Origin of the sequence: Streptomyces sp. NPDC093546 (assembly GCF_044765045.1) — a bacterium.
Classification (GTDB): Bacteria; Actinomycetota; Actinomycetes; order Streptomycetales; family Streptomycetaceae; genus Streptomyces.
This window is the reverse complement of the sequence record NZ_JBIWJG010000006.1, coordinates 1-26,533: the sequence shown is the minus strand read 5'-3', so window position 1 is coordinate 26,533 and position 26,533 is coordinate 1. Positions and strand designations below refer to the sequence as shown.

General features: G+C 73.2%; 24 protein-coding genes and 1 tRNA gene. 15 read left to right on the top strand and 10 right to left on the bottom strand.

The window, feature by feature from the left end; genetic code table 11:
• Positions 1–42: 42 nt before the first annotated feature.
• Both ACIRNI_RS15030 and ACIRNI_RS15025 read right to left on the bottom strand, forming a co-directional pair.
• On the bottom strand, positions 43–1,641 hold the full coding sequence (locus ACIRNI_RS15030) for a TROVE domain-containing protein (RefSeq protein WP_403551680.1): 1,599 nt from the start codon (positions 1,639–1,641) through the stop codon (positions 43–45).
• A 209-nt stretch (positions 1,642–1,850) separates the two neighbouring features.
• Positions 1,851–1,920: transfer RNA gene (locus ACIRNI_RS15025), tRNA-Asn, on the bottom strand.
• A 120-nt stretch (positions 1,921–2,040) separates the two neighbouring features.
• Here ACIRNI_RS15025 and ACIRNI_RS15020 point away from each other — a divergent pair.
• Both ACIRNI_RS15020 and ACIRNI_RS15015 read left to right on the top strand, forming a co-directional pair.
• Positions 2,041–2,526 (top strand): NUDIX domain-containing protein, encoded by a 486-nt coding sequence (locus tag ACIRNI_RS15020; protein ID WP_403551678.1) that lies wholly within the window; start codon positions 2,041–2,043, stop codon positions 2,524–2,526.
• A gap of 118 nt (positions 2,527–2,644) precedes the next feature.
• Positions 2,645–3,367 carry an SIR2 family NAD-dependent protein deacylase gene (locus tag ACIRNI_RS15015; protein ID WP_403551675.1) on the top strand — a complete coding sequence of 241 codons (723 nt, stop codon included), beginning with the start codon at positions 2,645–2,647 and terminating at the stop codon, positions 3,365–3,367.
• 9 nt (positions 3,368–3,376) lie between these two features.
• Here the strand turns inward: ACIRNI_RS15015 and ACIRNI_RS15010 are convergent, their stop codons facing one another.
• Complete coding sequence (locus tag ACIRNI_RS15010) at positions 3,377–3,811, bottom strand: Lrp/AsnC family transcriptional regulator (RefSeq protein ID WP_403551673.1); 435 nt, start codon at positions 3,809–3,811, stop codon at positions 3,377–3,379.
• Between the two features lie 109 nt (positions 3,812–3,920).
• On the opposite strand from ACIRNI_RS15010, the gene ACIRNI_RS15005 reads away from it, so the two are divergent.
• The gene (locus ACIRNI_RS15005) at positions 3,921–4,871 is read left to right on the top strand and encodes an SMP-30/gluconolactonase/LRE family protein (protein ID WP_403551671.1); all 951 of its coding nucleotides are present in this window, start codon (positions 3,921–3,923) and stop codon (positions 4,869–4,871) included.
• A 399-nt stretch (positions 4,872–5,270) separates the two neighbouring features.
• Entirely contained in the window at positions 5,271–5,624 is a 354-nt protein-coding gene (locus ACIRNI_RS15000) for a MerR family transcriptional regulator (protein WP_403551670.1), read from the top strand.
• Here ACIRNI_RS15000 and ACIRNI_RS14995 read toward each other — a convergent pair.
• The 3 genes from ACIRNI_RS14995 to ACIRNI_RS14985 all read right to left on the bottom strand — a co-directional run bounded on the left by ACIRNI_RS14995 (position 5,621) and on the right by ACIRNI_RS14985 (position 9,098).
• Positions 5,621–6,118 carry a methylated-DNA--[protein]-cysteine S-methyltransferase gene (locus ACIRNI_RS14995; protein ID WP_403551668.1) on the bottom strand — a complete coding sequence of 166 codons (498 nt, stop codon included), beginning with the start codon at positions 6,116–6,118 and terminating at the stop codon, positions 5,621–5,623. The two genes, ACIRNI_RS15000 and ACIRNI_RS14995, sit on opposite strands and share 4 nt — an antisense overlap.
• 5 nt (positions 6,119–6,123) lie before the next feature.
• On the bottom strand, positions 6,124–7,632 hold the full coding sequence (locus ACIRNI_RS14990) for an AlkA N-terminal domain-containing protein (RefSeq protein ID WP_403552197.1): 1,509 nt from the start codon (positions 7,630–7,632) through the stop codon (positions 6,124–6,126).
• A gap of 107 nt (positions 7,633–7,739) precedes the next feature.
• Positions 7,740–9,098, bottom strand: a complete 1,359-nt coding sequence (locus ACIRNI_RS14985) for an amidohydrolase family protein (RefSeq protein WP_403551666.1) — start codon at positions 9,096–9,098, stop codon at positions 7,740–7,742.
• Positions 9,099–9,293: 195 nt separating this feature from the next.
• On the opposite strand from ACIRNI_RS14985, the gene ACIRNI_RS14980 reads away from it, so the two are divergent.
• From ACIRNI_RS14980 to ACIRNI_RS14945, 8 genes are all read left to right on the top strand, one after another.
• The gene (locus tag ACIRNI_RS14980) at positions 9,294–9,791 is read left to right on the top strand and encodes a flavin reductase family protein (RefSeq protein WP_403551665.1); all 498 of its coding nucleotides are present in this window, start codon (positions 9,294–9,296) and stop codon (positions 9,789–9,791) included.
• A gap of 92 nt (positions 9,792–9,883) precedes the next feature.
• Positions 9,884–10,330 carry an ATP-binding protein gene (locus ACIRNI_RS14975; protein WP_403551663.1) on the top strand — a complete coding sequence of 149 codons (447 nt, stop codon included), beginning with the start codon at positions 9,884–9,886 and terminating at the stop codon, positions 10,328–10,330.
• Positions 10,331–10,538: 208 nt separating this feature from the next.
• Positions 10,539–11,561, top strand: a complete 1,023-nt coding sequence (locus tag ACIRNI_RS14970) for an arabinan endo-1,5-alpha-L-arabinosidase (RefSeq protein ID WP_403551662.1) — start codon at positions 10,539–10,541, stop codon at positions 11,559–11,561.
• Positions 11,562–11,599: 38 nt separating this feature from the next.
• Complete coding sequence (locus ACIRNI_RS14965) at positions 11,600–13,135, top strand: alpha-N-arabinofuranosidase (RefSeq protein WP_403551660.1); 1,536 nt, start codon at positions 11,600–11,602, stop codon at positions 13,133–13,135.
• Positions 13,136–13,169: 34 nt separating this feature from the next.
• Positions 13,170–14,522, top strand: a complete 1,353-nt coding sequence (locus tag ACIRNI_RS14960; protein ID WP_403551658.1) for an extracellular solute-binding protein — start codon at positions 13,170–13,172, stop codon at positions 14,520–14,522.
• The gene (locus tag ACIRNI_RS14955) at positions 14,519–15,520 is read left to right on the top strand and encodes a carbohydrate ABC transporter permease (protein WP_403551656.1); all 1,002 of its coding nucleotides are present in this window, start codon (positions 14,519–14,521) and stop codon (positions 15,518–15,520) included. Before ACIRNI_RS14960 ends, ACIRNI_RS14955 begins: the two co-directional genes overlap by 4 nt.
• Positions 15,517–16,395: a carbohydrate ABC transporter permease gene (locus ACIRNI_RS14950; RefSeq protein WP_403551654.1), complete on the top strand. Its 879-nt coding sequence runs from the start codon at positions 15,517–15,519 to the stop codon at positions 16,393–16,395. Before ACIRNI_RS14955 ends, ACIRNI_RS14950 begins: the two co-directional genes overlap by 4 nt.
• Positions 16,396–16,428: 33 nt before the next feature.
• Entirely contained in the window at positions 16,429–17,451 is a 1,023-nt protein-coding gene (locus tag ACIRNI_RS14945) for an arabinan endo-1,5-alpha-L-arabinosidase (RefSeq protein ID WP_403551652.1), read from the top strand.
• Here the strand turns inward: ACIRNI_RS14945 and ACIRNI_RS14940 are convergent.
• From ACIRNI_RS14940 to ACIRNI_RS14930, 3 genes are all read right to left on the bottom strand, one after another.
• Positions 17,445–18,761, bottom strand: coding sequence for an alpha/beta hydrolase family protein (locus ACIRNI_RS14940; protein ID WP_403551650.1), 1,317 nt, complete (start codon positions 18,759–18,761; stop codon positions 17,445–17,447). The genes ACIRNI_RS14945 and ACIRNI_RS14940 overlap by 7 nt on opposite strands.
• A 137-nt stretch (positions 18,762–18,898) precedes the next feature.
• Complete coding sequence (locus tag ACIRNI_RS14935; RefSeq protein ID WP_403551648.1) at positions 18,899–20,527, bottom strand: amidohydrolase; 1,629 nt, start codon at positions 20,525–20,527, stop codon at positions 18,899–18,901.
• Positions 20,528–20,545: 18 nt separating this feature from the next.
• Positions 20,546–21,205, bottom strand: a complete 660-nt coding sequence (locus ACIRNI_RS14930) for a TetR/AcrR family transcriptional regulator (RefSeq protein WP_403551646.1) — start codon at positions 21,203–21,205, stop codon at positions 20,546–20,548.
• Positions 21,206–21,277: 72 nt separating this feature from the next.
• Here ACIRNI_RS14930 and ACIRNI_RS14925 point away from each other — a divergent pair, with 72 nt between their 5' ends.
• From ACIRNI_RS14925 to ACIRNI_RS14915, 3 genes are all read left to right on the top strand, one after another.
• Positions 21,278–22,726, top strand: coding sequence for a purine-cytosine permease family protein (locus tag ACIRNI_RS14925; RefSeq protein WP_403551645.1), 1,449 nt, complete (start codon positions 21,278–21,280; stop codon positions 22,724–22,726).
• Positions 22,727–22,756: 30 nt separating this feature from the next.
• Positions 22,757–23,941 carry a hypothetical protein gene (locus tag ACIRNI_RS14920; RefSeq protein ID WP_403551644.1) on the top strand — a complete coding sequence of 395 codons (1,185 nt, stop codon included), beginning with the start codon at positions 22,757–22,759 and terminating at the stop codon, positions 23,939–23,941.
• Positions 23,942–24,090: 149 nt separating this feature from the next.
• Positions 24,091–25,242: a hypothetical protein gene (locus ACIRNI_RS14915; RefSeq protein WP_403551642.1), complete on the top strand. Its 1,152-nt coding sequence runs from the start codon at positions 24,091–24,093 to the stop codon at positions 25,240–25,242.
• A 73-nt stretch (positions 25,243–25,315) separates the two neighbouring features.
• Here the strand turns inward: ACIRNI_RS14915 and ACIRNI_RS14910 are convergent, their stop codons facing one another.
• A complete protein-coding gene (locus ACIRNI_RS14910) occupies positions 25,316–26,233 on the bottom strand; it encodes a helix-turn-helix domain-containing protein (protein ID WP_403551640.1) in 918 nt (305 codons plus the stop codon).
• Positions 26,234–26,533 lie beyond the last annotated feature (300 nt).

Genomic DNA, 26,533 nt, shown 5'->3' with positions numbered 1-26,533 from the left:
CCTGAGGCTGTGCCACCCCTGTCCGGCGTACGGACCCGCTGGTCAGGCCCGTGACCAGGGCCAGTGGGCCGCCCGCCCGGCCTCCAGCAGCGGCACCATGCGGAACGCCGCGTCCGTCAGCCCGCCGAAGGTGTGCCGGTTGTCCCGCCCCGAGGGGGCATGGCCGGGGCGGTAGCCCGCGAGGTTCCAGGTGTAGACCGGCACGTCCGCCGGGACCTGCGCGGTCGGGTCGCCGTAGTGGCTGTAGGAGGCCTGCTCGTCGGTGACGATCAGCACCCGGTCGTGGCCGCGGTAGTGCGCGCGGACCGCCTCGGTGGTGTTGGTGCCGCCCAGGTCGCCGAAGCGGTCCAGCACCTTCAGGACGGACTCGCCCGCCCGGTACGGCACGGGCCTGCTGGTGGTGCCGAACTGCACGAGGTCCGCCTCGGCGGCGCGCAGCGCCACCGCCGTGCCGAAGAGGGCCGCCGCGTCCGCGCGGTTCAGCTCCGAGCGGTCGGACAGCGGCGCCCACATCGAGCCGGAGCGGTCGACCAGCACGAGGGTGCGGCCGGACAGCGCCGGGACGTTGGCCAGCGAGTGGCCGAGCGCCCGCTCCAGCGGGTAGGACCAGCGCAGCGAGGGGGCGTGCTGGTACGCGGCCAGGTAGCGGAAGGGGAACTGGCGGGAGGCGGCGACGGTCTCCGGGTCGGAGATCTTCGCCGCGACGCGCGCGGCGACCTCGTCGCTCACGCCCGCCCGGTCGAAGTTCCGCAGGTTGCGCAGGAGCGCCATCACACCCATGGACGGGATGACGGCCTCCCAGGCGGCCGCGTCCAGCGGGCCCTGGAGCCAGCCGGCGAGGGCCTCCCAGGTCATGCCCGCCTCGGCGAGCCGCTCGGCCCCGTCCGGCCCGGTGACCACGGCGCGCCGCTCGTCGACCGGCAGCTCCATCAGCGCCCGGTGGGCGGTGAGCATGCGGTTCGAGGCGGGCGGCAGCGCGGTCTCGGGGTGATGGCGGCGGTCGAGGGCGTACCGGAACAGCTCGCCCTGCCACGGCTGCTTCGCCGGGTCGGGCGCGGCGTGCACCAGGTTCAGGATGTCGCCGAAGCGGTAGCCCTTGGCGGCCGTGTCGTACTTCAGCAGCGACCGGGGGCTGTAGAGGCGCCGGACGGCGTCCGCGATGCCCCGCTTGACGGGCTTGGGCACGTTGCGCCCGTAGCGGGAGGTCCAGTAGCCCAGGAGCTCGCCGGGCTCGTCGGCGCGCAGCAGGACGGAGTCGATGACCTGGCGGTTGGCGGGGCCGTCGGTGGCGCCGGCGTCGAGGCGGGCCTTGACGTACTCGGCGGCGCCGACGAGCGAGGCGGTCCGCAGGTTGCCCTCGCGGCGCAGCCAGCCCAGCAGGCCGGCGGTCCACTCGGGGTCCTCGACGGCGAGCTCGCGGACGAGCGCGGCGAACCGGTCGTCGCGGTCGCCGGCGGACTCGTAGAAGGTCGTCTGCGTGACGAAGTTGGCGACGGCGAGCAGGAACAGCTCGGAGCGCGGGTCGCGCAGCACGCCGGCGCCGCCCTGGTGGGTGGTGGCGCGTCCGGTCGAGCGCACGGGCGAGACCGCGCGGGCCACGGCGGCCACGGCGGCCGAGGCACGGGTGTTGAAGCGAGCCATGTGGTGAATCCCCCCGAATTCGGTGGGGACGCGCGGCAGAGCGCACCGCCGCGCCTCCCGAGATCAAAGTGGCCGCGGCGTGGATTCTTTGGAGGAAGTAGCCGCGGTCCGGCGCACCGGGAGGTGCGTGACGTACGTACAAGCGTCCAGAGATCGAGGTCGGCGGAACCACAAGGTGCTCTACCAACTGAGCTACACCGGCCTGAAGCCGGTGACGGGACTCGAACCCGCGACCGCCCCATTAACAGTGGAAGTAGGTCCTGCCTTCGCACCTGGACGTTGATCACTGTAGGCGGGCGCCCGTTCGAGCACCACGGATTATTTCCCGGTTGCGCGGCCCCGGCCGGGAGCGGACAGAACGAACGTTTCGCCTGGTCGACGGTGGTTAGGCTGGCCGTCGTGAGCGACTACGCAACGTACATCGCCGGTCTGCCCCGGGTTCTGGCGGGGGCCGCCGCGCTCTTCCGAGACGCCGAGGGGCGCGTGCTGCTCGTCGAGCCGAACTACCGCGAGGGCTGGACGCTGCCCGGCGGGACCATCGAGTCGGACACGGGCGAGACCCCGCGGCAGGCGGCCCGGCGGGAGACCCTGGAGGAGATCGGCCTCGACGTGGAGCTGGGCCCGCTGCTCGCCGTCGACTGGGTGCCGGGGCCCGGGCGGCCGCCGATCGTGTCGTACCTGTACGACGGCGGCGTGCTCGACGGCGAGCAGTTCCGGGCGATCCGGCTCCAGGAGGACGAACTGATCTCCTGGAAGCTGGTGGAGCGCGCGGAGCTGCCCACGTATCTGCCGGGCGCGCTCGGTCCGCGCGTGTTGCACGCCCTCGACGTGCTGGCGGACGGCGGCGGGCCGGTGGAGCTGGAGAACGGGCGCCCGCCGCGCTGACCGGCGGGAGTCTCAGCCCTGGTCCTGCGGTGCGGGCTCGACCGGGGCCCGCTGCTCGTCGGGCCGTACGAAAAAACACCTTGGCGGGGGCGGGCGGGTGCTGCTTACGCTCGGCGGTATGACTCTCGTCGCGATCCTCAGCGGTGCCGGCATCTCCACGGACTCGGGCATCAGTGACTACCGTGGTCCGAACGGCCTGTGGCGGCGCGATCCGGAGGCCGAGAAGCTCGTGACGTACGCGTACTACATGGCCGACCCGGAGATCCGGCGCCGCTCGTGGCGGATGCGGCGCGACAGCGCGGCGCTGCGGGCCGAGCCGAACGCCGCGCACCGGGCCGTAGCGGAGCTGGAACGCACGCCCGGGTTCTCCGTGCGGGTGCTCACGCAGAACGTGGACGGCCTGCACCAGCTGGCCGGGATGCCGGACCGCAAGGTGCTCGAACTGCACGGCTCCGCGCGGGCGGTGGTGTGCACCCGCTGCCATGCGCGCTCGTCGATGGCGGAGGCGCTGGCCCGGGTGGAGGCGGGCGAGGAGGACCCGGCGTGCGCGGGGTGCGGCGGGATCCTGAAGTCGGCGACGGTGATGTTCGGGCAGCGGCTCGACCCGGTGGTGCTGGGCGAGGCGATGTCGATCGCCAAGGCGGCGGAGGTGTTCCTCGCGGTCGGCTCGACGCTCCAGGTACAGCCGGCGGCCTCGCTGGCGGGGATCGCCGCGGAGCACGGGGCACGTTTGATCATCGTGAACGCCGAGCCGACGCCGTACGACGCACTCGCCGACGAGGTCGTGCGCGAGCCGATCGGCACGGCGCTGCCGGCGCTGCTGGCCCGCCTGGCGGCGTAGGCACACGATCTACGGAGTGACGGGGCGTTCGAAGAAGGTCTCGAGGACGATGGTCGCCTGGGTGCCGCTGACCCCGTCGATGGCGTACAGACGGCGCAGCACGTCCTGGAGCTGCTCCGTCGTGGACGTCCTGACCTTGACCAGGACCGACGCGCTGCCGGCGATGACGTGCGCCTCCTGGATCTCCGGGATGGCCGCGAACCGGTCGCCGGAGTCGCCGACCCACGCCGTGGAGTCCACCATCACGAAGGCGAGCACGCCCCGCCCGATCGCCGCGGGGTCGACGTCGACGGCCGTACGGCGGATGACGCCGCGCTCACGCAGCTTGCGCACGCGTTCGTGCGCGGCTCCTGCGGACAGCCCGACGGCCTGCCCCAGCGCCGCGTACGACCGCGAGGCGTCCTGCTGGAGGAGGGCGAGCAACTGTCGATCGATGTCGTCCACGAATATCCTTCGGAGAAGATCTTGTGAAGCCGAATGAGCTTCGCCATAGTGGGCGTTGATCAGATTAGCATTCGGCTTGAGGCATTCGACTGAGGGTGAAGGTGGCGCCATGCAGAGCGAGCGACCGCAGGTGTACGAGGTCCTCGACGACCGGTTCCGCACGGGCAAGTGCACCGCGGGCGACTCGAGGCTGGAGACGCTGTTCACGGACTGCCGCTGGGCGGAGGGGCCCGTCTACGTGCCGGCCGGGCGGTATCTGGTGTGGAGCGACATCCCCAACGACCGCCTGCTCCGCTGGGACGAGACCACGGGGACGGTCGGCGTCTTCCGCTCGCCCGCCGGCCACCCGAACGGCAACACCCTGGACAACGAGGGCCGCCTGATCACCTGCGAGCAGGGCAACCGCCGCGTCACCCGCACCGAGCACGACGGCTCCCTCACCGTGATCGCCGATCGCTACCAGGGCAAGCGCTTCAACAGCCCGAACGACGCCGCCGTGAAGTCCGACGGCTCGATCTGGTTCTCCGACCCCGACTTCGGCATCACCAGCGACTACGAGGGCCACCGCGCCGAGAGCGAGATCGGCGCCTGCAACGTCTACCGCGTGGACCCCCGCAGCGGTGAGGTGCGGCTGGTCGCGGACGGCTTCAGCGGGCCGAACGGCCTGGTCTTCTCCCTCGACGAGCGGCGGCTGTACGTCTCGGACAGCCGGGCCAACCACATCCGCGTCTTCGACGTCCGCGACAACGGCACCCTGACCGGCGGGGACGTCTTCGCCGCGTGCAAGATCGGCAACTTCGACAACATCCGCTTCGACGACGACGGCCGGCTCTGGGCCGCCGCCATGGACGGCGGCGTGCACTGCTACGACCCGGACGGCACACTCCTCGGCCGCCTTCTGATCCCCGACGCCGTGTCGAACATCCGCTTCGGCGGCGCCAAGCGCAACCGCTTGTTCATCACCGCCGACACCACGCTCTACTCCCTCGTGATGGGCATCACCGGCGGCCCGGCGCTTCCAGCCGCGCGCACTGAAGAAAATCTGCGGTGGCGACAGTAGACATTGCTCTGCGCCGGGGATACTGTTTCGTCGTACCCAGGAAGTCGAAGTGGGCACGGCAGAGACGAACTGCCGTGCGAGCAGGTTGAGAAGGACACGACCTCAGGGTCGTGAGCAGTACCCGCGTTATCCAGCAGTACAACCGTGTAACCGAAGGTAAGGAGCAGAACGCCATCAGGATCGCCCGGGCGAGGACGTAGCCGCCCGGGTACCGCAGGCCCCGGATTGGAAGGTGGTCCCCGGTCACGCATCCGCGATCCCCGCAGCCCCGCCCTCCCGGGCGGAACCTGCGGACAAGAAGGCCGGCGCAAGGGTGCCGGTAGATGGTGTTGAAAGCTCGGGGCCCGGGTGCCAGTACGGCACCCGGGCCCCCCGACGCGTCCCCGAAAGAAGAGGCCTATGCCCCCTGGCAGTTCCCGCGCCGTCGCCCATCTCGACGACGACGACTACCCCGCCTACACCATGGGCAGGGCCGCCGAGATACTCGGCACCACCCCCGCCTTCCTCCGCGCCCTTGGCGAACACCGCCTGATCACCCCCCTGCGGTCCCAAGGCGGCCACCGCCGGTTCTCCCGCTACCAGCTGCGCATCGCCGCCCGCGCCCGCGAACTCGTCGACCAAGGCACTCCCATCGAGGCCGCCTGCCGCATCGTCATCCTCGAGGACCAGCTCGAAGAAGCCCAGCGCATCAACGAGCAACTGCGCACCCGCCTGGAGCCCTCGAGTCCCAGTCCGAGAGCCTTGGAGCCCTAGAAGAGCGCGTCGGGCTCCGGGACACCGCTCTCGAACGCGAGCAGGCGCTGCTTGCGCTCCAGGCCGCCGCCGTACCCGGTCAGGCCGCCGCTCGCGCCGATGACCCGGTGGCAGGGGACGATGATGCCGATGGGGTTCTTGCCGTTGGCGAGGCCGACCGCGCGGGAGGCGCCGGGCTTGCCGAGGGCCTCGGCCAGTTCGCCGTACGAACGGGTCTCGCCGTACGGGATCTTCCGCAGCTGCTCCCAGACGCTGCGCTGGAACGGTGTGCCGTCGAGGTGCAGCGGCAGGTCGAAGACGGTGAGTTCGCCCGCGTAGTAGGCGTCGAGCTGGCGGACGACTTCGGCGAAGGGGCGCCGGTCCGGGTCGCCGAAGTCCTCCTCCGGGGGGCGGTGGCGCTGGTCGGTCATGTAGAGCCCGCTGAGGACCCCGTCGGTGGCGACGAGGGTGAGGAGTCCGTACGGGCTGTCGACGAGGGTGTGCTGACGGTTCACCGGGATCAGTCCTCTACGGGCGCTACGGGTTCTACGGGCAGGTGGTTGATCGGATGGCTGTCGGTCGCCCACAGGTACTGGACGGCGTACGCGCGCCAGGGGCGCCAGGCGGCGGCGCGTGCCGTCAGCGCGGCGGGGGTCGAGGGCAGGCCGAGCCCCGCGGCGGCGCGGCGGACGCCGAGGTCCGTGGGGAGGAAGGCGTCCGGGTCTCCGAGGGCGCGCATCGCGATCGCCTCCACCGTCCAGGGGCCGAAGCCGGGGAGGGCGGCGAGTCGGGCACGGGCCTCGTCCCAATCGGTGTCCAGGCCGAGCCGGAGCGAGCCGTCGGCGAGGGCGCCGACCAGGGTGGTGAGGGTGGCGCGGCGGCTGCGCGGCAGGGCCAGGGCCTCGGGGTCGAGCGCGGCGAGCGCCTCGGGGCCGGGGAAGAGGTGCGTGAGGCCGCCCTCGGGGTCCTCGACGGGGGTGCCGTGCGCCGTGACGAGGCGCGCGGCGTGGGTGCGGGCGGCGGCGGTGGAGACCTGCTGTCCGAGGACCGCGCGGACGGCGAACTCGGCGGCGTCGACGGTCCGCGGGACCCGGCGGCCGGGCGCCTTGTCGACGAGGGGCGCCAGCAGCGGGTCGGTGCGCAGCTGGTCGTCGATGGCGACGGGGTCGGCGTCCAGGTCGAGCAGGCGGCGGCAGCGGCTGATGGCGAGGGTGAGGTCGCGCGGGTCGGTGAGCGCGAGGCGGCAGGCGATGTGGTCGGGGCGGGGCGCCAGGGAGACGATGCCGTGGCCGTGCGGGAGCGTGAGCGTGCGCCGGTAGGCGCCGTCGCGCCACTCCTCGACACCGGGGACGGCGGTGGCGGCCAGGTGCCCGAAGAGGTTGTCGGGGTTGAGGGGGGCGCGGTAGGGCAGCCGCAGGGCGAGGACGCCGGGGGTGTGGGGCGTCTTCGCCGCGCCGGCGGAGCTCCGGGCGGCGCGGGCGCGCAGCGCGCTCGGGGCGAGGGCGAAGACCTCCCGCACGGTGTCGTTGAAGGTCCGGATGGAAGCGAAGCCGGCGGCGAACGCCACGTCCGCCATGGGCAGCGCGGTCGTCTCGATGAGCAACCGCGCGGTCTGGGCGCGCTGGGCGCGGGCCAGGGCGAGCGGTCCGGCGCCGAGCTCGGCGAGCAGCTGCCGCTCGATCTGCCGGGTGGAGTAGCCGAGCCGGGCCGCGAGCCCCGGCACACCCTCGCGGTCGACGACCCCGTCCTGGATGAGGCGCATGGCACGGGCGACCGTGTCGGCGCGGGTGTTCCACTCGGGGGAGCCGGGGCTGGTGTCGGGGCGGCACCGCTTGCACGCGCGGAAACCGGCCTGCTGGCAGGCGGCGGCGCTGGGGTGGAACGTCATGTTCTCGGGCTTGGGCGGCACGACGGGGCAGCTGGGCCGGCAGTAGATCCCGGTGGTGAGGACGGCCGTGAAGAACCAGCCGTCGAAGCGGGCGTCCTTGGAGCGGACGGCCCGCACGCAGCGATCGGTGTCGGTGTGCATGGCGGGCTGCAGGGCGGGGTGCATGGTCCAAGCATTCAGCAGCGGAGCGCGCGGGGCTGGCGGGAATACGACACCATCCTCGCACTGCCTGCGCGCTCCCTGCCCGCCTACGTGTCGCGTACGTGGGCGGCGGCCAGCTCGGCCTCCCTGATCACGGTGTCGGTGTCGACGTCGACGAGCGCGCCGTGCGCCTTGCGCGCGCGTCCGTCCACGAAGACGTGGCTGACGTTGGGCGGCTGGCCGTTGAGGACGATCTGGCTGATCCAGTCGAAGCGGGGCGCGAAGTTGAGGGTGCCGGGGTCGAGGACGACCACGTCCGCGCGCTTGCCGGGGGTCAGGGACCCGACACGGTCGGCCATGCCGACGCATTCGGCGCCGCCCAGGGTCGCCATGCGCAGCACGGCCGGGATGGTGGGATGCACCTCGGCGTCCTGGTGCAGGGCGCGCTGGAGTCCCACGGCCGCCTTCATCACGTTGAACATGTCGGAGGTGTCGTTGGTGCCGCCGTCGTGGCCGAGTCCGGCCTTCACGCCGCGCGCGTGGAGGGCGGGCAGGCGCATGATGCCGGAGGCGAGGCGCATGTTGCTGAGGGGGCAGTGGGCCACGCGGACGTCGTGCTCGGCGGTGAGGGCGATCTCGTCGTCGGTGAGGTGGATGGCGTGGTTCATCAGCAGGTCGGGGCCGAAGGCACCGGCGAGGCGGAGCGCGCGGATCGGGTCGTCCCTGCGGTCGTCGGGGTGTTCGAGGACGTGGGAGTTGACCATCACCCCGAGGTCGCGGGCGATCTCGTGGAAGTGGCGCATCCGGTTCACCGCGTACATCCCCGCGTGGACGGACACCTGGGCGGAGGCGAGGGGCAGCGGGTCGAGGAGTTCCTTCTTCACGCGGGGTACGAGGTCGGCGTCGGCCTCGCTCTGCATCATCGCGTAGACGAAGCGGAGCCCGGAGTCGTCGAGCGCCTGGATGTAGCGCTCGCTGGTGGCGTACGGGATGGGGTGGACCCAGTCGACGAGGGTGGTGACACCGGCCTGGAGCGCGTCGAGGGCGGCGAGGTGGACGAAGCGGTACATGTCGTCGGGGCCGATCTTCGCGAGGGTCGCGCTGTTGCAGTCGGCGAGCCAGCCGTACAGGTCCTGGGTGGAGCAGCCGCCGCGGATGCTGGACTGCCACAGATGGTTGTGGATGTCGACGAAGCCGGGCAGCACCATCCGGCCGGTCACGTCGATCACGCGCGCCCCGGCCGGCGCGGCGAGCCGCCGTCCCACGGCGGCGATGGCGCCGTCGTGCATGAGCACGTCGGCGTGGCGGAGCGTGCCGAGGGTTCCGTCCCCGACGTCGGGGTCCATGGTGAGGACGAGCTCCGCGCCGCGGAGCAGGGTGGTGCGCGGCAGGCCGGGTCTCTGCTGGGGCTGCCGGTCGGGGGTGGGGCGGGCGGCGCCGGTCAGACCGGCCGTGAGTCCGCCCATGAGGGGAACGGTGCCGAGACCGGCGAGGAGGGTGCGGCGACGCGGGTGGGGGGATTGCGGACGGGGGGATTCAAGGCGGGGGGATTCCGTCATGAGGGTTATATCCCGCGCGGACCCTGCCCGGGCAAGGCCAATTCCGGTCGACGAGCCGTGCCTTACCTGTTCGGGCGAGGGGCAGTGACTAGGGTCGGACGTATGACGGACTCGGAACTCGACGTTTTCACCGGCCTGCTCGACTATCCGATGTACGTGGTGACGGCCGCGGCGGACGGGGAGCGGGCAGGCTGCCTGGTGGGCTTCGCCTCGCAGTGTTCGATTCATCCGGTCCGGTTCATGGTGTGGCTGTCCACCGCCAACCGGACGTACCGGGTGGCCCGCCGCGCCACCCACCTCGGCGTCCATCTGCTCACCCGTGAACAGCGCGCGCTGGCGCGGCTGTTCGGGAGCCGGACGGCCGACGACGACGTGGACAAGTTCGCGCAGGTGGCCTGGGAGGCCCGGCAAGCGGAGACGCCGGTGCTGCGGGACGCCCCCGCGTGGTTCGTGGGCCGGGTGCGGGAGCGGATCGACGGCGGGGACCACGTGGGGTTCCTCCTGGACCCCGTGGAGGAGTCGCCGCCGGTGCCGGGCGGCCGGCCGCGCCTGCTGATGTTCGACGACACGCGGGGACTGGAGCCGGGCCACCCGGCCTGAGCCGGTTCCTTTCCGACGGTGTCCCGAGCGGTGTCCTCGGCGTTCGCGGGTACGCGCGCCGACAGGAGGACAAACCGGCGGAAGGAGACACCATGACGGACTCCTCGATGAGGGCGGTGGGCTGGGCCAGGTCGTTCCCGATCGCGGGCGGCGTCCGCGCGGGACGGCGCTGGGCGCGCGAGCACCTGGAGACGCTGGGGTGGACGGAGTACGCCTCCGAGACGGTCGACGACATCCTGCTCACCGTGTCGGAGCTGATCACCAACGCGCACGTCCACGCGCACAGCACCGCTCATCTCGTCCTGACGTGGGACAACCAGTGTCTGCACGTCAGCGTGCACGACTCCGGCGGCGGCGTGCCGGCCCCGCGCTCACCCGACACCACGTCACCGGGCGGCCGGGGGCTCGCGCTCGTGGACGCGGTCTGCGACCACTGGCACTCCCACGCCCGGGAGGACGGGAAGACCATCACGGCGTGCTTCACCCCGCCCGCCCCACCCGCCGCGCCTTCCAGCGGACCGCGGGACGGGGGCGCGTGACGGCGGAACCCCTGGGCTGAGGAGGCCCCCAAGGGGTGCCCCTTGTTCGATATGTCGCACATCGTTCGTAATTTTGCCAGGACCATTGACGGCGCATTTCAGCCGGTCTACGGTCCCGTTCGCATATACGAGCAGCATTCGTCATATCGAACAGCCGAGGGGCGCCGGGACGCGCCCCCGCGCCCCCGTGCCCAAGGAGCCGCTGCCCATGCCCGGACGACGCCGTCACCCCCACGGCCCACGCGCCGCCCTCACCGCCGCCGCGTGCGCCGCCCTGCTGCTGGGTCCGCCGCCCACCGCGCAGGCCGCGGACCACCGCCCCGGCCCCCGGCCCGTCGCGGGTGACGTCACGGGTGACACCGAGGTCCACGACCCGTCCGCGATACGGCTCAAGGACGGCACGTACGTCGTCTACTCCACCCACAACGGCATCGAGGCCCGCACCTCCACCGACGGCGTCCACTGGAAGCGGGCGGGCTCGGCCTTCCGCTCGCTGCCCGCGTGGTGGCGCGCCTACTCCGCCGAGAGCGACCCCTGGGCGCCGGAGGTCCTCCACCGGGGCGGCACGTACTGGCTGTACTACGCCGTCTCGTCCTTCGGCTCGAACCACTCCGCCATCGGCCTGGCCACCTCCCCCACCGGCCTCCCCGGCAGCTGGGAGGACCGGGGCGTGGTGTTCTCCTCCACCACCGCGGACGACTACAACGCCATCGACCCCGGCGTCGTCGAGGGCGACGGCCGACTCTGGATGTCCTTCGGCTCGCACTGGACCGGCATCCGCATGGTCGAACTCGACCGGCGCACCGGCACGGTGCGGCCCGGCGCCCCGGTCCACCACCTGGCGACCCGCCCGGACGCCCCGTACGCCGTCGAGGCCCCCTCCGTCGTCAAGCGGGGCGCGTACTACTACCTGTTCGTGTCGTACGACCGCTGCTGCGCCGGCACCGACTCGACGTACAACATCCGCGTGGGGCGGGCCACTTCGCCCACCGGCCCCTACACCGACCGGGACGGTACGCCGATGACCGAGGGCGGCGGCGAGCTGCTGCTCGCCTCGCAGGGGCGGTACGTCGGGCCCGGCGGGCAGTCGGTCCTGCGCGACCGGGGCGGCCGCGCCGGCCATGACGTGCTCGTCCACCACTACTACGACGCCGAGGACGGCGGTGTCCCCAAGCTCGCCCTGCGCACCCTGCGCTGGGACGACGCCGGCTGGCCCGCCGTCGGCCGCTGATCCCCCGCCCCCTCCCCCGCACCCGTCGAAAGGTCACCATGTCCCGCTCCGCCTCCGCCGCCGGTACCGCGCGCTTCACGCTGGACCCCGCCTTCACCGTGGGCGAGGTCAGCCCCCGGCTCTTCGGCTCCTTCGTCGAGCACCTCGGCCGCTGCGTCTACACCGGCATCTACGAGCCCGGCCACCCCAGCGCCGACGAGGCGGGGCTGCGCACCGACGTACTGGAGCTGATCCGCGAACTGGGCGTCACCACGATCCGCTACCCGGGCGGCAACTTCGTCTCCGGCTACCGCTGGGAGGACTCCGTGGGGCCGGTCGAGGAGCGGCCGCGCCGCCTGGACCTCGCGTGGCGGTCCACCGAGACCAACCGCTTCGGGCTCGGCGAGTTCATCGCCTTCCTGAAGAAGGTCGGCCCGCAGGCGGAGCCGATGCTCGCCGTGAACCTCGGCACGCGCGGTGTCGCCGACGCCATCGCGCTCCAGGAGTACGCCAACCACCCCTCCGGCACGGCCCTTTCGGACCTGCGCGCGGCGCACGGCGACAAGGACCCCTTCGGCATCCGGCTGTGGTGCCTCGGCAACGAGATGGACGGCCCCTGGCAGACCGGCCACAAGACCGCCGAGGAGTACGGCCGCCTGGCCGCCGAGACGGCACGCGCCATGCGCCAGATCGACCGCGACGTGGAGCTCGTCGCCTGCGGCTCCTCCAGCCAGGCCATGCCGACGTTCGCCGCCTGGGAGGCGGCCGTGCTCCAGGAGACGTACGACCTGGTCGACTACGTCTCCCTGCACGCCTACTACGAGGAGCAGGACGGCGACCGCGACTCGTTCCTCGCCTCCGCCGTCGACATGGAGTCCTTCATCGAGAACGTCGTGGCCACCTGCGACCACGTGGGCGCCCGGCTGAAGTCGCCGAAGCGGATCAACCTCTCCTTCGACGAGTGGAACGTCTGGTACATGAGCCGTTTCCAGGCGGAGGCCGACGCCAGTCCGCTGGACTGGCCCGAGGCGCCGCGCCTGCTGGAGGACTCCTACAGCGTCACCGACGCGGTGGTGTTCGGCTCGCTGCTGATCGCGCTGCTGCGGCACGCCGACCGCGTCACCGTGGCCTGCCTCGCCCAGCTGGTGAACGTCATCGCCCCGATCATGACCGAGCCCGGCGGGCCGGCCTGGCGGCAGACCACCTTCTTCCCGTTCGCGCAGGCCGCCCGCCACGGGCGCGGCGAGGTGCTGGACGTGCGGGTGGACGCGCCGCGCCACCGGACGGCGAAGTACGGCGAGGTGCCGCTGCTGCACGCCACCGCCGTACGCGACCCGGAGACCGGAGCCGTCACCGTCTTCGCCGTCAACCGGAGCCAGAGCCGGCCGCTGCCGCTCCGGGTCGCGCTCAGCGGTCTGGGCGTCACCGGGGTCGTGGAGCACAGCGTGCTCGCCGACGCCGACCCGGACGCCCGCAACACCCTCGCCGAGCCCGAGCGGGTCGTCCCGCACGCGGGCGAGGGCGCCCGGCTGGCCGACGGCGTCCTGGAGGTCACCCTCGAACCGCTGTCCTGGACGATGCTCCGGCTCGCCTGACCTCCCGATCCCTTCGACCCCGAGAGACGAGCGCATGCGACCACCTCACCTCAGCCGGCGCCGCGCCCTGGCCGGCGGCCTCGGCGGGCTCGGCACGCTGGCGGCCGCCGGTGCCACGGCCGCGCTGGCCACCGGCTGTGCCGCACCCTCCGCCGCCGCCGGGAGCCGGACCCGGCTGCGCTTCTGGCACCTGTTCGGCGGCGGCGACGGCGTCAACATGCGGGGCATGCTCGACGCCTTCCGCGCCGAACACCCCGGGATAGCCCTGGAGGCGGCGACCCTGCAATGGGGTGCCCCGTACTACACCAAGCTCGGCATGGCCGGGGCGGGCGGCCGCGCCCCCGAACTGGCCGTCCTCCACCTCGCCCGCCTCGCCGGGTTCGCCCCCGGGCGGCTGCTGGACCCCTTCGACGTGGACCTCCTCGGCGAACTCGGCGTCCGCGCCGCCGACTTCCCGTCCGACATCTGGCGGCGCGGCCAGGCCGGCGGCAAGCAGTACGCCGTACCGCTGGACACCCACCCGATGGTCCTCTACTACCAGACCGAGGTGTGCGAGAAGGCCGGGCTGCTCGACAGCGGCGGCACCCTCAAGCCCCTGCGCGGCGCGGCCGAGTTCACCGACGCGCTGCGGGCGGCGAAGAAGGCCACCGGGCAGCCCGGGCTCGTCACGGAGACCCTGGGCCCGGACTGCATCACACCGTGGCGGCTGTTCGCCACGTTCTACTCGCAGACCGGCGGCCGGATCCTCTCCGAGGACGGCAGACGGCTCGCCCTGGACGACGCCAAGGCGCTGACGGTGCTGGAGTTCATGGCCCGGCTCGTCGAGGAGGGGCTGTGGGTGCGGCGCGCCGACTACGCCGCGTCCGTCGGCATCTTCAACGGCGGGAAGACCGCCTTCCACCTCAACGGGGAGTGGGAGGTCACCTCCTTCCGCACCACGGGTCTGCCGTTCTCGATGACCCGGGTCCCGGGGCTCTTCGGCCGGCCCACCGCTCAGGCCGACTGCCATGCCTTCGTCCTGCCGCACATCGCGGGCCGGGGCGGTGCCCCCGACGAGGCGGCTCACACTCTCGTCGCCTGGATGCTGAAGCACTCGGTCGCCTGGGCGCAGGGCGGGCACGTACCGGCCTACCTGCCCGTGCTGGACGACCCCGACTACCTGGCGCTGCATCCGCAGTCCGCGTACCGCGACGTGGTGGACGACGTGGTGCTCGACGACCCGGCGTGGTTCACGGGCTCCGCCTCCCGCATGTGGATCGAGCTGGGCGGCGTCTTCTCGGGCGTCCTCACCGGCTCCCGCACCCCGCGCGCCGCGCTGGCCGAGGCCAAGCGGCGGCTGCGGCGCCTCCTCGACACCCGCGACCCCCTCTCCGGAGCGGCCTCATGAGCACCGTCAGTCCCACCGCGCCGCAGGTGCCTCAGGTGCCAGGGTCCGGGCGGCCCGCCGCGGGGGCGCCGTCCGCCGCCGCGCGCCGCCGGGCCGGCCGTACGGGCCGTACCGGCCGTCACTGGACCGAGCACGGGCTCGTGTTCGTGGCGCCCTTCCTCGCCGTGTACGGACTGTTCCTGGTCTGGCCGTTCTTCTCGGGCATCGGGATGAGCCTGACCAGCGAGAACATCACCGCGTCGGGCGCCGCTTTCGTGGGCCTGGACAATTACGCGGAGGCGGTGCGGGACCCCGAGGTGTGGTCCTCGCTGTGGAACACGGTGTGGTTCACCGTGCTGTCCACGGTGCCGCTTGTCGTCGTGGGCCTGGGACTCGCGCTGCTCGCCCACCAGTTGCGGGTGGTGCAGTGGCTGTGGCGGCTGAGCTGGTTCGCGCCGTTCCTGCTGCCGTCCGGGGTGGTGTGCCTGCTCTTCGCGCAGATGATCTACCCGTCGGGCTTCGGGCTGGCCGACCAGCTGCTGGCCTCGGCCGGTCTGGAGCCGGGCATCGGCTGGCTCACCGACGAGCGCTACGCGATGCTCTCCATCGTCCTGACCACCGTGTGGTGGACCGTCGGCTTCAACTTCCTGCTCTACCTCGCCGCCCTCCAGGCCATCCCGCAGCACCTGTACGAGGCGGCCGAGCTGGACGGCGCGGGCGCGTGGCGCCGGCTGTGGCACATCACGCTGCCGATGCTGCACCGCACCACCGGACTGGTCCTCGTCCTCCAGGTGCTGGCCTCGCTGAAAATCTTCGACCAGGTGTACCTGATGACCGGCGGCGGCCCGGACGACTCCACGCGCCCGATCCTCCAGTACGTCTACCAGCAGGGCTTCACGGGCTACCGGATCGGCTACGCGTCGGCGGTCTCCTACCTCTTCTTCGCCCTGATCCTGACCGTCTCCCTGGTGCAGCCGTGGCTGTCCCGGCGACGCCGAGCCGAGGAGGCCGCCACGTGAGCGCGTCCGCCGTCCCCCGTACCCCTGCCCGTACTCCCACCCCCGCGGGGCGCCGCTGGTCCGCGGGCCGGATCGCGCTGCTCGCCGTCGGGCTGCTGCTCGTGGTGGCGTGGCTGCTGCCACTCGCCTGGGCCGTCGCCACCTCCCTCAAACCGGAGGGCGAGACCACCCGCACGCCGCTGGAATGGTTCGGCTCCACGATCACCTTCGACGCGTACGCCAAGGTCTGGGAGTCCGGCGACCTGCTGCGCTGGACGCTCAACTCGGCGTACGTCTCGGTCATGACGACCCTGCTGACCGTCATGCTGTGCGCGATGGCGGCGTACGGCTTCACGCGCACCGACTTCCGGGGCCGCAAGCTGCTGTACGGGCTGGTGCTCGCCGGCATCATGGTCCCGCCGCAGGTGCTGATCGCGCCGCTGTTCGCGGAGATGGTGCAGCTCGGGCTCGTGGACACGTACTGGGGCGTGATCCTGCCGCAGGTGGCCGTGCCGGCGATGGTCTTCATCCTGGTGAAGTTCTTCGAGGGCGTGCCGCGCGAGCTGGAGGAGGCCGCCTTCGTCGACGGCGCCGGGCGGTGGCGGGTCTTCTGGACGATCGTGCTGCCGCTGTCGCGGCCGGTGCTCGCGGCCGTGGCCGTCTTCACCTTCATCTCCACCTGGAACAACTTCCTCTGGCCGTTCCTGGTGACCACCGACCCGAACGGCATGACGCTGCCCGTGGGACTGGTCAACGTCCAGTCGTCGTTCGGTGTGCGCTACGCACAGATCATGGCGTCCGTGGTGATCGCCGGACTGCCGCTGCTGGTGATCTTCATGCTGTTCCAGCGGCAGATCGTCCGGGGCATCGCGCACACCGGCCTCGCCGGGCAGTGACGCCGCCTCACCCATCCCCCGCAAGGAGAACGCATGAGCCGCACTTCTCCGCACCGCGTCCGACCCTCCCGTACGTCCTCCCGCCCGCGCCGCGCGCTCCCCCATCGCGCGCTGCTCACCCTCCCCCTCGCCGCGCTGCTCGCCCTCGTGCCCCAGACGGCCTCCGCCTACCCCGCCCCGGGGCACGTCACCGGCGACATCGTCGTCCACGACCCGTCGATGCTGCGCGACCCGTCCGGCCGGTACCTCCTGCACTCCACCGGGGAGGGGCTCCAGGTGCGTACGTCCACCGACCGGATCACCTTCGGCCGGGCCGGGAACGCCTTCACCACCCGGCCGGGCTGGTGGAAGGAGTACTCCCCCGTCCCCGAGGCGTGGGCGCCCGACGTCTCGTACCACGGCGGGCGTTACTGGATGTACTACTCCGTCTCCTCCTTCGGCTCCAACACCTCCGCGATCGGGCTCGCGGTGTCGTCGACCGGCCTGCCCGGCAGCTGGTCGGACCGGGGCGTCGTCATCGCCTCCCGTACCGGCGACGACCACAACGCCATCGACCCGCACCTGTTCGTGGACGACGACGGCACGTGGTGGCTGTCGTTCGGCTCGTGGTGGAGCGGCCTGAAGCTGGTCCGGATCGACCCGGCCACCGGCAAGCGGCTCACGGGCGACACCGCGCTCCGCCCGATCGCGGCGCGGCCGGACCGGGCGGGCATCGAGGCCCCGTTCATCGTGAAGCGGAACGGCTACTACTACCTCTTCGCGTCGTACGACCGGTGCTGCGACGGCGTCCGCTCCACGTACCGGATCAAGGTGGGGCGCGCGACCGCCGTGACGGGCCCGTACGTCGACCGGACCGGCACGCCGCTGACGAACGGCGGCGGCACGCCGGTCATGGAGTCCCAGGGCAGGTACATCGGCCCCGGGGGCCAGTCGGTGATGCGGGACGTCGACGGCGACCTGCTCGTGTACCACTACTACGACGGGCAGGACGGCGGCACCCCCAAACTGGGCGTCAACCTGCTGAACTGGAGCGGCGGCTGGCCGACGGCCTACTGAGCCCGGCGTGCGCCGAGGTGCCGGCCGAAGAAGGCGGCCACGTGGTGGCGCACCGCGGGCACGGACACGGCCGGGTCGAGCGGACCGACCAGCTCGGCCCGGCCCTCCGCGGTCATCAGCCCGGCGGCCTGCAGCCGGGGCACGAAAGCGGCGTAGTCGGTGAACACCCCGTGCGCGGCACCGTCCAGCTGCCGCCGCACGGTGCTTCCGCGCGGGTGGGCGAGCATCGCGGCCCAGGAGCGCTCCAGCGCCTTCCGGTCGGTGAAGCCGTCGGTCCCGAGCAGGAGCAGCGGCCGGTCCACGCCGTCCCGGGCGACCGGGAACAGCTCGCCTTCGCGGCCGGGCGCCCCGGCCGGGTGGTCGAGGTAGCCCTCCAGGTTGACCGCCGCGCCGACGCGGTCGTCCTCGTACATCGCCTGGGCCGCGGTGGTGCCGCCGGCGGAGTGGCCGTAGATCCCCACGCGCCGCAGGTCCAGGGCGCGTCCGAGGTCGAGCGGCAGCGCGCGGCCCGCCGCGTCGGGGTTGCGCCCGACCGCCAGCTCCTCCAGCCGGTCCAGGACGAACCGGGTGTCCGCGACCCGGGTGCCGATCAGGGTCCGGAAGAGCTCCGGGTCGGTGCGGGGGTCCTTCACGAGGACGGTGTCGCGCAGGACGTCGTCCCGGTACGCGGTCGTGGTGGGGAACTCGACCTCGCTCGCGTCGCCGGGGTGGTCGATGGTCACCACCACGTGCCCGCGGGAGGCCAGTTCCTCGGCGAGCCCGGTGCCGAGGGTGCGCGGGTCGCCGCCACCCGGGCTGTACAGCAGCACCGGCCGCGGTACGGGGTGCGCGGGCGCGCCCAGGTGCGCGTGGGTCGGGGTGGCCGCCCAGTCCACCCCCGCGCGCGGCAGCTGCGGGCGCATCGCCGGGCCGAGCACCGTGAACGACCGTGCGGCGGCGGGCGTCATGTGCGGGGCACGGGGGTACGCGCGGACGGCGCGGGCCGGGTAGAACACCGTGACCATCAGCTCCCGGACGGGGATGCCGGGGTTCCACGGGTCGCGCCGGGAGCGGTCGACGAGATGCAGCGTGACGGCCCCGATCCGGTACGGGCCGGTCGGCGCGGGCAGCCGCAGGACCAGGCCGCCGCTGTCGGCCCACGCCTGGGCGGTCTGCTCACGGGCGGCCTGCTCCCGTGCGGCCCGCTCCCGTGCTCGCGCCTGCGTCGCGCCGCCGCCGAGGGCCGTCAGCGCGGTGGCCAGGACGGCTGACGCGGTGACGGTACGGCGGCTCACCGCGGAGGGGCCGGGGCCGGGTTTGCCGTGCGACATGTTTCTCCCCTGTCGTTCTCGAACGGGGCCCGCGCGTCCGCGGCGGGCCTGACCGCATGCTGCGGGCCGGAGGGGAGCGCGGGCCATCGTTCAGGCCCTGCCCGAAAGGATGGCGCGGCGCGGCACGGCGTGCGGGGTCACAGGGACGGGTCGCGGTGGGTCGGGTCGCCGTCGACGACGGTGAGCGGCACCGGCAGGTCCGGCAGGTCGGTGGCCGCGGTGGTGAGGGGGTCGGCGGCGAAGACCGTCAGGTCGGCACGGTGGCCGAGCGCGATGCGGCCGGCCTCGTGCTCCTCGCCCGCCGCCCAGGCGGCGTTGACGGTCATCCCCTGGAGGGCCCGCAGGGCCGTGAGCGCCTGCTCCGGGCCGTGCGGCGGCCGGGCGAGGTCGCGGCTGGGCCGGCGGTGGCGGGCTCCCGCCATCACGCCCAGCGGCGGGTAGGGGGCGATGGGCCAGTCGGAGCCGAGGACGACGACGGCCCCGGAGTCGTACAGGTCGCGGCAGCGCCAGGCGCGGGAGGCGCGCTCCTCGCCGAGGCGGCGCGACCAGTTGTCGGTGTGGTCGGCGCGGGTGAAGTCGCAGCAGTGGGTGGGCTGCATGGAGGCGGTGACGCCCAGCTCGGCGAAGCGGCGCAGGGTGTCGTCGGGGACGGTCTCGATGTGCTCGACCCGGTGCCGCACCTCCCGTCCGTCGCCCGCGGCCCGGGCCTTCTCGACGGCGTCGAGGACATGGCGTACGGCCGCGTCGCCGATGGCGTGGGTGGCGGTGGGTACGCCGGCCCGGTGGAGCGCGCCGACGACGCGGGTGTACTCCTCGGGGTCGGGCCAGAAGGCGTGCCGCGACTCGCCGCGACGGTCGGGGTGTTCGAGCCAGGCGGTGCCGTTGTCGATGGTGCCGTCCATGAAGAGCTTGACGCCCGCGGTCCGCCACAGCCGCCCGCCCGTGCCCTGCTGTTCGATGAGGGCGCGTACGCCGTCGGCGTCGGTGCCGGGCTGGCACCAGGGCGCGACCCGCAGGCGCAGCGGCAGCCGGCCGGCCCGGTCGAGTTCGGCGTAGAAGGGGAGGCTGTCGCCGTTGGCGTCCATGGCGTGGCCGCCGGTGAGGCCCGCGGCGGCCATGGCGCGCAGCGCGGCGGCGAGGCGTTCGCGGCGCTCCTCGCGGGTGGGCTGCGGGGCGACCCGCTCGACGAGCTCGCAGGCGGCGTCCTCCAGGAGCAGGCCGGTGGGCCGGCCGTCGGCGTCGCACACCACCTCGGCGGTGGCCTGGTCGAAGGCGCGCGGACCGTCGACCCCGGCGAGCTCCAGCGCGCGTCGGCTGGCCAGCATGGAGTGCGCGTCGAAGAGCTGGAGCAGGGCGGGTACGCCGTCGAGCACGGTGTCGAAGGGGGCCGTCTCGACGGGGCGGTCGGCGAAGGCGTTGGGGTCGAGGCCCCAGCCGTGCAGCCACGCGCCGGGGGCGAGGTCCCGCACGGCGCGGGCGAGCGCCGCGCGCACCTGCTCCACGTCGGTGCACGCGGACAGGTCGAGGCCGTGGGTGAGTTCGGCGCCGGAGACGGGGTGGATGTGTCCGTCGACCAGGCCGGGGGTCACGACCGCGCCTTTGAGGTCGACGACCGTGGTGGAGGCGTCGGCGAGCGCGCGGATCTCCGGGTCGTCACCGAGCGCGGTGATCCGTCCGCCGGCCGCGGCGAGCGCGGTCTGCGGGAGGAACGCGCCGGTGGCCGGGTCGAGCAGCCGGGCCGAGAGCAGGATGAGGGAGGTGCGCACGAGGCTCCTTGGGAGGGATCAGTTGGGGGCGGCGGCGGACAACGTGCCGGGGGCCAGGCCGAGTTCACGCTCCGCGGTGGTGAGGGGCATGCCCCGGACGGCGGGCGGGTCGTCACCGGTGTCGGTGGTGTTGACGAGCATGCCGATGCCGTCGAGGACGACGAGGATCTGCATGGCCGTCACCATCGGGTCGCCGGTGCGGAACTCGCCCTGCTCGACGCCGTCGCGGATGAGCCCTTCGATCCGGTCGCGCCAGGCGGCCTCCTGGGCGGCGACCCGGGCGCGCAGCGCGGGGCGGTAGCGGCTGAGGTGCCGGGCGTTGAGCCAGAGCCGGCTGATGTCGTCGTACGCCTCTCCGGTGGTACGGGCGAGGAACGCGGCCAGACGCCGGGTGGCGGTGGCGTCGGCGCCGTCGGTTCGATCGGCCGGGTCGGCCGGGAGGAGTACGTCGAGTTCGGTGGTGGCGGCGTGGCCGAAGGCCTCGGCCACCAGGTCCTCCACCGCCGGGAAGTAGTGGCTGATCAGGCCCGGCCGGACGGCCAGCTCCTCGGCGATGCGCCGGAGGGTGATGCACTCCAGGCCCTCGGTCAGAGCCACGGCAGCGGCGGCGTCGACGATTTCCGCACGTCTGGCGGCGGGAGACTTGCGGATTCGCTTGTTCGGGAGGCTTGACGGCATGGATTCGATGCTATTGAGTGTGCGACCAACAAGCAAGCAGGGTGGGTAACCGACCAGCATCCGGAGGGCCGCATGGCGTCCACGATCCCCGACCCGCACGAAGGCACCCGCGACGCACACACGAAGGAGCGGGCCCCGTCGGGAGGGGCGGGACGCATCGAGGCGCACGGCATCGACCACATCCCCGAGCACGAACGCCACGGCCGGCCCCGCCGGTTGTTCGCCGTGTGGGCGGCGGCGAACGTCACCTACCTGAGCCTGGTGATCGGCGGCGCCCTGATCCTCATGGGCCTCACCCTGGCGCAGGCCCTCGCGGTGATCGTGGTGGGCAACCTGTTCTGGGGGCTCACCGGCCTGCTCGCGATATCCGGCCCCGCGGCGGGCGCGCCGAGCGAAGTGATCACGCGGGCGATGTTCGGCATCCGCGGCAACCGCCTGAACAACGCGGTCGTCGGCTGGATGATCTCCGTCTGCTACTTCGCCCTGAACCTCGCCGCCGCCGCGACCGCCGCCTTCTCCCTCGTGGAGCAGACCGGCGTCACCGCGACCACCGGCGTGAAGACCGTCGTGGTGCTGGCCATCGCCGCCCTCACGCTGGCCATCGGCGTCTACGGCCACGCCACGATCGTGAAGCTGTACCTCCCGATCACCCTGGCCCTCACCGCCGTCTTCGCCGTCGTCGCGGTCGCCGTCGTCCGGCACACCGACTTCGCGTACGCGCCGGCCGCACCGCTCACCGGCACCGAGCTGTGGGCGGTCCTCCTCGCCGGCGTCACCCTGATCGGCGCCGGCCCGCTCTCGTACACCACCAGCGCGGACTTCTCCCGCTACCTGCCGCGTACGGCCTCCGCGAAGGCGATCGCGGGCTGGACCGCCCTGGGCGGCTTCCTGCCCAGCGTCGCCGTCTGCTCCCTGGGGGCGTTCGCCGCCACCGCGGTCGACATGACGGACCCGCAGTCCGGGCTGCGGACGGTCCTGCCCGGCTGGTTCCACCCGGTCTTCCTGCTCGCCCTGGTCCTCGGCACGATCGCCATCAACGCCCTGACCGCCTACAGCGCGGGGCTCGCCCTCCAGGCCGTCGGGCTGCGCATCCGCCGCTCCCTCAGCGTGCTCGCCGACGGGGCCGCCGCCGTCTCCCTCACCCTGTACGGGCTTCTCGTCTCCGACTTCCTCGACACCGTCGGCAACGTCCTCCAGCTGACCGTCGTCCTGCTCGGCCCCGCCGTGGCCGTGTACGCCACGGACATCCTGCTGCGCCGCAACCGCTACGACGGCCCGGCCCTGACGGACGAGACCCCGGGCGGCCCCTTCTGGTACACCGCCGGGGTCAACACGGCGGGAGCCCTGGCGCTGGGCGGAGGCGTCACCGTGGCCGCCCTGTGCGTCGACACGCTCTACACCGGGCCGGTCGCCCGGGCGCTGGGCGGCCTGGATCTCTCCCTGCCCGCCGGGATCGTCGTCTCCTCGGCTCTCTACGCGATCCTGATGCGGAGCAAGGGCCTGCCACGCGAGGGTGAGTGACGCACGCCGCCGGTGAGCGTTAAGCCGTTTGTGTCAAAAACCGTCACCACCGCCACCGCCAACGCCGTCGGCACCGCCCCTGCCACCGCCGCCGGCACCACCGCCGCCGCCGCGCCGCCCGAGCCGCCGCCCTTCCTGCTGACGGCACCGCAGGGCGGCGCGGCACGCACCCTCCTGTCGTACGCGGCCGCACTGCCCCTGCCGTCACCCGACGCCCGGCTGCTCGCGCTGGTCATCGCCATCCGGGCCGCCCGCACCGGCATCGGCAACATCACGGGCATGGACCTGCGGGCACTGAGGCTGACCGACTCCGCCGAGGCCGTCGCCGCGCTGCGCGGCCTCGGCTGGCAGGTGCCCGGCCCGCTCCTCGACGGCGAGCCGGACATCCCGGTCCCCGTCACGGTGCCGGGCCTCACCGACGGGCCGGAGCGCCCCCTGCCCTTCGGCAAGTTCATGCGCTCCCGGGTGTCGGGCTGGACCGCCCGCACCCTGAACTCCAAGCCGGTCAAGAAGACCGCACCGGTCATGCGGCTCGCCGCGCTGTTCGTGGCCGCGCACACCTCCCCCGAGCTGAACGGGACGGTGCCCGACGAGCTGCCCGAAGCCTGCCGCGCCGTCCTTCCCGACCTGCTGGGCAGGGGGTTCCTCGCCGAGCTCGCCGGTGACCGCTACCGCCTCGACCCGGGGGTGCGGCACCTCGCCGGCCAGCTGCCCCACCCCGACGACCAGGGCGAGCCCGCCGTCGTGCCGTCGCAGCGCGCCGCCGCGTGGCCGGAGGTCGGCCCGGACGAATGGGTCAAGTGGAAGGCCGACGCCACCCCGGCCCTGCGGCGGCACGCCGAGGCCGTCGAGCACTGCGCGGTGTGCGCGCTGCCCGTCGAACGGGTCGCCACCGCCTTCGCCGCCACCCGCCCCTCCGTCCCGGCGCCGCGGTCCGTACGCGCGGCCTACGAGACCTGGCAGGAGAAGCACCCCGACCGCGGTCCGCTGGCCGCGCGGTTCACGGTCGCGTTCCGCGCGGAGCACGGCCACGGCCCGTCCTACACCCAGCTGTGCGCCGGCCTGGGCTGGAAGCTGTCGCGGAACGTGCGCACCCTCGTCGTGGAACAGCTCCTGGCGGAGGGATGGCTCACCGACACCGCACCCGTGCCGTGGACGCTGCGCCCGGGGAAGGCCGCCCAGGCGGCCGGGATCGCGCTGCCGGCGCCCCGGTGAGACACGCTGTGCGACCGGGCGGGCGCGTACGGCCAGCAGCGCGGCGGCGCGGGCGGCGCCTGCCCGGCCGGGGGCAACCGCTTCACCGCACGAAATGGTGGATATCGACTTAACCTGGTGGTATTCACACTCCCGAGTCTGGGGGAATCATGGAACTCGGCTTCCTCAAACCGCTCTTCGACCGGCCAGGCCCATGGGCTTCCGTCTACGTCGACACCACGCGCGCGACCGAGGACGCGGCGAAGATGCAGGAGCTCCGCAACCGCTCGGCCGCGTCCCAGCTCATCGACGCGGGTGCCGACGCCTACACCGTGCGGGCGGTGGCGGAGACGCTCGCCCGTGAACCCGTCTCCGGCGCGCCACCCGGCCGGGCGCTCTTCGCCACGGGCGCCGAGGTGGTGCTGGACGTCCCGCTCGCGGTGCCGCCGCCCGCCATCCAGGCGACGTGGTCGATCCTGCCGCACATCGCGCCGCTCACCGGCCTGCGGGGCGACGAGCCGCGGTGCCTGGTCGCGTACATCGACCACACGGGCGCCGATCTGGAGTCGCGCGACGGGCCGGACCGCCGGATCGTGGGCCGGGCGCAGGGCAAGGAGTGGCAGGGACGCGGGCACCGCAGCATTCCCGAGGACCGCTACGAGTGGCACTACCGCAACAAGGTCGAGAACGGCTGGAACGAAACCGCCGAGATCATCGCGGGCGAGATCACCCGCGCCTGGCCGGAGTGCGGCGCCGACCTGCTGGTCCTGACCGGCGATCCGCGCGAGCGCAGGGCCGTGCACGACCGGCTGCCGGAGCGTGTGCGGGCCGTCACCGTGGAGGCCGGGAACGGCAGCAGGTCGCCGGGCGCCTCGAAGCGGGTGCTCGATCAGCAGATCGCCGAGGCGTGCGAGAAGTTCGCGCACGAGCGGCTCCAGGGCGCCCTCGAACGCTTCTACGTCGGGCGCGGCAGGCCGGGAGAGCACCGGGAGGCCGCCTCCGTCGACACCGGGCCCGGGCAGGCCGCCGAAGGCATGCCTGCGGTCGTGGACGCCATGCGCAAACACCAGGTGGCCACGCTGCTGCTCACGCCGGACGCCTCCGACGCGCGGCGGGAGGTGTGGATCGGGCCGGGTGTCGACCAGGTCGCCGTGCAGCGCTCCCAGGTGCGGGCGATGGGGGTCGCCAAGCCCGAGCGGGCGCGGGCCGACGACGCCCTGCTGCGGTCCGCCGCGGCGGCCGGTGGCGAGGTCCTCACCGTCCCGGACGGGGTGCGGGGCCCGGCGGGCGGCCTGGGTGCGGTGCTGCGCTGGAGCATGTGACGCCCCATGCCGAGCGGCGCCGCCGTACGCGCGTACGGTGGCGCCGCTCGGCCTCACACGGTGACGTCCGCCCTTACGCGGTGCCGCCGTTCCGGTTGCGGGACGGTACGTCGCGCCGGCCGCCGGCGCCGGGCGTGACGGTGTCCGCGGTGGCGGCGGACAGGAGGCGCAGCGCCGCCTCCGACGGCGTGCCCGGCTCGGCGCTGTAGGCGAGCAGGCGCTGGCCCGAGGCGTCGGACAGGTGCATGCTCTCGAACTCGAGCTCCATCGGGCCGACGAGGGGGTGGTGGAACCGCTTGGCGCCCGAGGTGCAGTTGCGCACCGGGTGGCGGGACCACATCGCGGAGAACTCCGGGCTGTTCATGGCCAGTTGGCCGATGAGCTCGGCGAGGTGCCGGTCGTCGGGGTGGCGGCCGGCGGTCAGGCGCAGCGCGGCGAGCGCCGTTCGCGCCTCCTCCTCCCACTCCGTGTAGAGCTCGCGGGTGTGCGCGTCCAGGAAGAGCATGCGGGTCAGGTTCGGCCGCTGCGTGGGGCTGTCGGGGCTGTCGGGGTCGATGTGCCCGGCGAGCAGCGCGTGCCCCAGGGGGTTCCAGGCCAGGACGTCGTTGCGCCGGTCGAGGACGACGGCCGGCACCTCGCCCATCGCGTTCAGCAGGTTCCTGAGGCCCGGACGGGCGTGCTCGGGGCGCGGGGCCTGGGCGCGGCGGGGCCGGGCGGGGCGGGCCAGGTCCTTCAGGTGCGCGCACTCGTCCTCGCTGAGCCGCAGCGCCCGCGCGATGGCGTCCAGGACGGCCTCGGAGGCGTTGGTGCTCTGCCCCTGCTCGAGCCGGGTGTAGTGCGTGACGCTGACTCCGGCGAGCAGGGCCAGCTCCTCGCGGCGCAGGCCGGGCACCCGCCTGCGGGTGCCGTGCGGCGGCAGGCCGACGTCCTCCGGCCGCAGCCTGGCGCGGCGGCTGCGCAGGAAGGCTCCGAGTTCCGATTGAGTACCCATGCCGTCCAGTTTCCCCGCCGGGCACCTCGGTTGCGAGCGCTGAGCCTACTCATGTCATGACTAGTCTCCGGTCCCCTGGTCTCCCGGCGCCTAGCCAGAAGAGAGGTCTGGGTAGCCGGTGGCGTGGGCGCCAAGGTTGCTTCGTAACCGCCCTGTTGGCGAGACGAAGCGAAGGGAGCCCGGACATGTCGGCCGTTGTCGAAGGTGTGAAGTCGGTTGGTGAGGGGAGGACTGTCGGTCCGCCTCGGATGACGGGCCGGCAGCGGCTGGTGCTGGTGGTGTTGCTGATCGCGCAGTTCA

Coding starts and splice junctions, on each gene's coding strand:
- ACIRNI_RS15030 (WP_403551680.1), bottom strand. CDS start 1,641: ATGGCTCGCTTCAACACCCGTGCCTCGGCCGCCGTGGCCGCCGTGGCC.
- ACIRNI_RS15015 (WP_403551675.1), top strand. CDS start 2,645: ATGACTCTCGTCGCGATCCTCAGCGGTGCCGGCATCTCCACGGACTCG.
- ACIRNI_RS15005 (WP_403551671.1), top strand. CDS start 3,921: ATGCAGAGCGAGCGACCGCAGGTGTACGAGGTCCTCGACGACCGGTTC.
- ACIRNI_RS15000 (WP_403551670.1), top strand. CDS start 5,271: ATGCCCCCTGGCAGTTCCCGCGCCGTCGCCCATCTCGACGACGACGAC.
- ACIRNI_RS14990 (WP_403552197.1), bottom strand. CDS start 7,632: ATGCACACCGACACCGATCGCTGCGTGCGGGCCGTCCGCTCCAAGGAC.
- ACIRNI_RS14985 (WP_403551666.1), bottom strand. CDS start 9,098: ATGGGCGGACTCACGGCCGGTCTGACCGGCGCCGCCCGCCCCACCCCC.
- ACIRNI_RS14980 (WP_403551665.1), top strand. CDS start 9,294: ATGACGGACTCGGAACTCGACGTTTTCACCGGCCTGCTCGACTATCCG.
- ACIRNI_RS14975 (WP_403551663.1), top strand. CDS start 9,884: ATGACGGACTCCTCGATGAGGGCGGTGGGCTGGGCCAGGTCGTTCCCG.
- ACIRNI_RS14970 (WP_403551662.1), top strand. CDS start 10,539: ATGCCCGGACGACGCCGTCACCCCCACGGCCCACGCGCCGCCCTCACC.
- ACIRNI_RS14965 (WP_403551660.1), top strand. CDS start 11,600: ATGTCCCGCTCCGCCTCCGCCGCCGGTACCGCGCGCTTCACGCTGGAC.
- ACIRNI_RS14960 (WP_403551658.1), top strand. CDS start 13,170: ATGCGACCACCTCACCTCAGCCGGCGCCGCGCCCTGGCCGGCGGCCTC.
- ACIRNI_RS14955 (WP_403551656.1), top strand. CDS start 14,519: ATGAGCACCGTCAGTCCCACCGCGCCGCAGGTGCCTCAGGTGCCAGGG.
- ACIRNI_RS14945 (WP_403551652.1), top strand. CDS start 16,429: ATGAGCCGCACTTCTCCGCACCGCGTCCGACCCTCCCGTACGTCCTCC.
- ACIRNI_RS14940 (WP_403551650.1), bottom strand. CDS start 18,761: ATGTCGCACGGCAAACCCGGCCCCGGCCCCTCCGCGGTGAGCCGCCGT.
- ACIRNI_RS14930 (WP_403551646.1), bottom strand. CDS start 21,205: ATGCCGTCAAGCCTCCCGAACAAGCGAATCCGCAAGTCTCCCGCCGCC.
- ACIRNI_RS14925 (WP_403551645.1), top strand. CDS start 21,278: ATGGCGTCCACGATCCCCGACCCGCACGAAGGCACCCGCGACGCACAC.
- ACIRNI_RS14915 (WP_403551642.1), top strand. CDS start 24,091: ATGGAACTCGGCTTCCTCAAACCGCTCTTCGACCGGCCAGGCCCATGG.
- ACIRNI_RS14910 (WP_403551640.1), bottom strand. CDS start 26,233: ATGGGTACTCAATCGGAACTCGGAGCCTTCCTGCGCAGCCGCCGCGCC.